We start from the raw sequence: 3,700 nt of genomic DNA, 5'->3' as shown, positions 1-3,700 counted from the left end.
CCATGCCGCCGCCACCGCCCACGTCGTCACCCACGCGCCACAGGCCGCCACCTACGCGGCCACCGCCGCGGCCCACGGCGCGGCGGAAGCCGCCGACGTCGCGGAGGCCACCGCCCGCGAGCGCGCCTGGCAGCGGCAACAGCTCCCGGAGCACCTCCACGCGCTGGCGTTTCCGGCGCGCGCCAACCCCTGAGCGCACCGCGGGTGCGCGACGCAACCCGGCCATGCCATCTGGCGGGCACTGCCCCGGCCCTGTCGTTTGACAAAGCAGGCAAAGTCGGACTTCCATTTTTATCATGAACTTCCAAAGAGCAGTGTCGTGCGCCGTGGTGCTGGCCTCCGTCGCCTGTGGCGGTCAGGCGTTCGAGGAGGACGCGGTCGCGGCGGAGGACCTGGCCAGCACGCGGCAGGCGGCCTTCTCCGGCGTGAACGGCACGGTGTGCGAGGAGAGCCCGTACAACTGCAAGCTGCGCCCCTCCGGCGGCAACCGCGTGCAGACCAACGACACGAGCGACGACGACTCGTGGGGCATCGTCACGGGCGTCCCCATCCGCGACGGCAACGGCACCGTCCTGGGCACGTCCACCCGGACGCGCTCCCTCTTCAACTACGGCCAGACGCGCACCTTCGCGGGTGAGCTGCACGCGTTCGCGACGTCGACGTCCAACTCCAGCGCGGGCTGGCTGCCCATGTCCGCCATCCTGGGGCGCACCTCCTTCGAGGAGAAGGTCGGCCACGTCTCCGCGCTGAGCTCCGGGCTGAGCAAGATGGCGTGCTACGCCGTGCGCAACTGGCACGACACCACCCTGGAGTTCAAGAAGGTGGTCTACGACAGCACGGCGGAGCACGAGCGCGCGGGTGACTACCTGCCGCTCGTGCGCGCCAACGGCCTGCGCTCGGTGAACCTCACCTTCAACGTGCCGGGCTTCGGCCTGGGCGGCGTGGCGGTGGACCACTTCCCCGCGGGGACGAAGTTCCAGCGCCTGGACGTGCCGACGAACTCGGGCGCGCCCTCCATCGACATCCCGCTCTGGGTGCGGGACAGCGTGGGGCGCTACCGCCAGCAGTCGGGGACCCTGAAGTTCATCTACGGCTACGTCATCGCCGCCACCGGCACCCGCCGCAACGGCTGGATGGCCTACGACGCGCTCGAGGTCAGCTCCGGCTGCCCTTGAGCCGCCTGTCGCACCGCTCGACGGCGACCTTGCGGACCGTGCCGTTCACGGCGAGCACGTCCGCGTCCCAGGACGCGGGCCCCGCCCTCAGCGGGCCTTCTTCGCGAGCGAGCGCACGACGAACTTGCCGTCGACGTAGTCGACCGTGCCCAGCTTCTTCCCATACACGCCGGCCGGCTCGTCCACGTTGGCCTTGATGGTGATGACGCGGCCCTTGCGCGGCAGGCTGAGGGTGATGATGGAGCCCGCCCAGTCCTTGAGGGTCTGCTCGCTCAGGCCCTTCTTCGCGTTCGCCTTGAGGAGCCCCGCGTCCGCGTAGAGCTGGATGGCGTCCGCGTCGGACAGCCGCAGGGCCGTGTTGTCGGCCCTCAGCCCCTCCGCGTCGCACTTGAAGACCGCCGTGCGGCTCACGGACGCACCCGACGACACCACCACCAGGTGGTAGCCGTTCGGGTTCTTGAACAGGGCGGCCTCGTAGGTCTCGATGAGGTCCGGGCTCTCCACCAGCGCGTAGCCATTCGGCACGTCGCGCACCTTCAGGGACTCCGCGATGAACTGGGGCGTGAGGGGCTCGCCGGAGTCCCGGACGACGTCCAGCGTCCCGCCGTCCTTGTAGCGTTCGAACAGGTGGCGGAGCGCGACCTCGATGTTCGTGGTGGCGCAGCCAGCGGACGCGCCAGCCTTCGCGGGCGCGGCTTCGGGGTTGGCGGAGGTGAGGGCCAGGATGAGGGCGGCTTTCAAGAGAATCACGGCGGCTCCTTTCAGCGGGGGTACTCCTCCAACCATGCGACGCCGCGGCGCAACAGCCCGCGTGCATCAAAGAGCTGGGATGGCGCCTGGGCGACCGTTCCGGAGCGGCCAATCCCTTCCGTCAGGCATTGCTCTGCAATGCGCGTGAAGGGGTCCACGCGGGACGCGCGCAGGGCGTCCGTCACCGGCTCGCGGGTGTCGAACTCCTCGAAGTCCACCCAGCGCCGCTCCCCGTCGACGAGGAGCGCTCGCTGGTAGCGGACCACCCGCTTGCCGGGGAGGTCCGCCAGGTGCTCCGCGTGGTGCAGCAGCGTGAGCTTCTCCAGCGGGGCTCCGAGCATCAGCACCTTGCCCCCGGCCTCCACCAGCCGGGCCAGCGGCGAGCCGGGGCCGTAGCCGTAGTGGAAGGGGTGGTCCGCGCAGAGCCACTCCGCCCTCGCGCCGACGGCGACCATGCCCGCGTCCGGATGGTCGCTGCGGACGGCGCCGGGCCACGTCCGCAGCGTCTCCGCGAGGATGCCGTGGTCGCGGCTGGCCCGCGCGGTGCGCTTGTCGAAGGTGGGGATCTCCTCCCGGAGGCGCGGGTCCTCGAAGTCCTCCGGCTCCACGCCCATCTCCCAGTCCAGGTACGCCATGAGCGTGCCCCGGGTGCCCACCGCGTCGAGCAGCGCCTGCACCACGGTGTTCACCCCGCCCAGGACGGGCCCCAGGCTCCGGAGGCCGGCGTGGACCATCACGAGGTCGCCCTCCTCCAGGCCCAGCCGCCGCAGCGCCTCCTTCAAGTCGGTCCGGGTGGCGGGTGCCTTCGTCATGGTGCGCCGTCCTTCCTGTCGCGGCGGACCGGAGGATAGCAACAGCGCTGCCCGAGGGGGCACTGAAGGGGTCTCCGGGGACCGCGCGTCTTTCCAGGAGACGCCTGCCCATTGTCCCGCATTGAAAGACAGCGCTATCGTGGCGGGGCAACCCCCTTCCCCCAAAACCCAGGAGAAGCGAATGCGAATGGCAATCATTGCCGGGCTGATGGCTGTCGGTGTGCTCGCGGGCTGTGGCGGTGCCGAGGAAGCGGAGCCGATGAGCCCCGAGGAAGCCAACCGCGTCGTCGAGCTGGCGGTGCCCAGCGCCTGCACCGACGCGTGCGACGCGAAGTATTACCAGTGCTACTTCGGCGGCGGCGACCCGTACTACTGCAACAGCTATCGCGCGTACTGCATCTCGCAGTGCCCTCCCTGACCGCGCTCCGCGCTGGAGGGGCTGGCACCGCCGGGCCTGGCGGCTCCGGCAGGAGGGCCGGGCGTCACGGTGAGGGCTGCGCCGACACGCGGTCCTTCGCCGCCACCAGCTCCTCGCGCCGCAACAACAGCCGTGCGTTCGCGTTGGGCAGGATGCGCACCTGGAAGCGCCGCTGGGCCATGTCCTCGGGGGTGAAGACGTTGCGGTCGCTCACGAGCAGCAGCGCCGTGGGCACCACGTACCGCGCCGAGTGGTTGCCGTAGTAGTGCACCACCACGTGGTACGGCCCCGGCGCCGCCTTCCGGGCGTGGTACAGCTCCGGCCCCAGGCCATCCGTGATGTCCCAGTACAGTTGGCCGCCCAGCGACGACCGCATGTGCTGGTAGAAGCACTTCTCCCCGTTCGGCTCGATGACCCACAGGTCGATGTCCGTGTTGTCCGAGTTCCAGTGCGTGGTGAGCTGGTAGTCGATGGGCCGCGCGTCCGCGAACAGCGCGTCACCGTCGGGGCCCCGCAGGCCGGCGCGGCGCGCGCGGAGCACGGAG

The 3,700-nt window shown here is 70.6% G+C and carries 6 protein-coding genes; 3 read left to right on the top strand and 3 right to left on the bottom strand.

Annotated elements, in window-relative coordinates:
* Both ACLEQD_RS39065 and ACLEQD_RS39060 read left to right on the top strand, forming a co-directional pair.
* The coding region (locus ACLEQD_RS39065) for a putative immunity protein (protein WP_410390971.1) at positions 1 to 193 on the top strand (193 nt) is incomplete at its 5' end.
* Between the two features lie 103 nt (positions 194 to 296).
* A complete protein-coding gene (locus tag ACLEQD_RS39060; RefSeq protein WP_410390969.1) occupies positions 297 to 1,175 on the top strand; it encodes a hypothetical protein in 879 nt (292 codons plus the stop codon).
* Between the two features lie 87 nt (positions 1,176 to 1,262).
* Here ACLEQD_RS39060 and ACLEQD_RS39055 read toward each other — a convergent pair whose 3' ends face one another.
* A complete protein-coding gene (locus ACLEQD_RS39055) occupies positions 1,263 to 1,925 on the bottom strand; it encodes a hypothetical protein (RefSeq protein ID WP_410390968.1) in 663 nt (220 codons plus the stop codon).
* A gap of 11 nt (positions 1,926 to 1,936) precedes the next feature.
* Positions 1,937 to 2,737 (bottom strand): aminoglycoside 3-N-acetyltransferase, encoded by an 801-nt coding sequence (gene aac(3), locus ACLEQD_RS39050; protein ID WP_410390967.1) that lies wholly within the window; start codon positions 2,735 to 2,737, stop codon positions 1,937 to 1,939.
* 187 nt (positions 2,738 to 2,924) lie between these two features.
* Between aac(3) and ACLEQD_RS39045 the strand changes: the two genes are divergently transcribed.
* Positions 2,925 to 3,155 carry a hypothetical protein gene (locus ACLEQD_RS39045; RefSeq protein ID WP_410390966.1) on the top strand — a complete coding sequence of 77 codons (231 nt, stop codon included), beginning with the start codon at positions 2,925 to 2,927 and terminating at the stop codon, positions 3,153 to 3,155.
* Positions 3,156 to 3,219: 64 nt separating this feature from the next.
* Here the strand turns inward: ACLEQD_RS39045 and ACLEQD_RS39040 are convergent.
* On the bottom strand, positions 3,220 to 3,700 hold a 481-nt coding region (locus ACLEQD_RS39040; protein ID WP_410390964.1), incomplete at its 5' end, for a YfaP family protein.

The organism is Corallococcus sp. 4LFB (genome assembly GCF_046520365.1).
In the GTDB taxonomy this organism is placed as follows: Bacteria; Myxococcota; Myxococcia; order Myxococcales; family Myxococcaceae; genus Corallococcus; species Corallococcus caeni.
The sequence above is the reverse complement of the archived record's forward strand: the minus strand, read 5'-3'. Positions and strand labels throughout refer to the sequence as shown.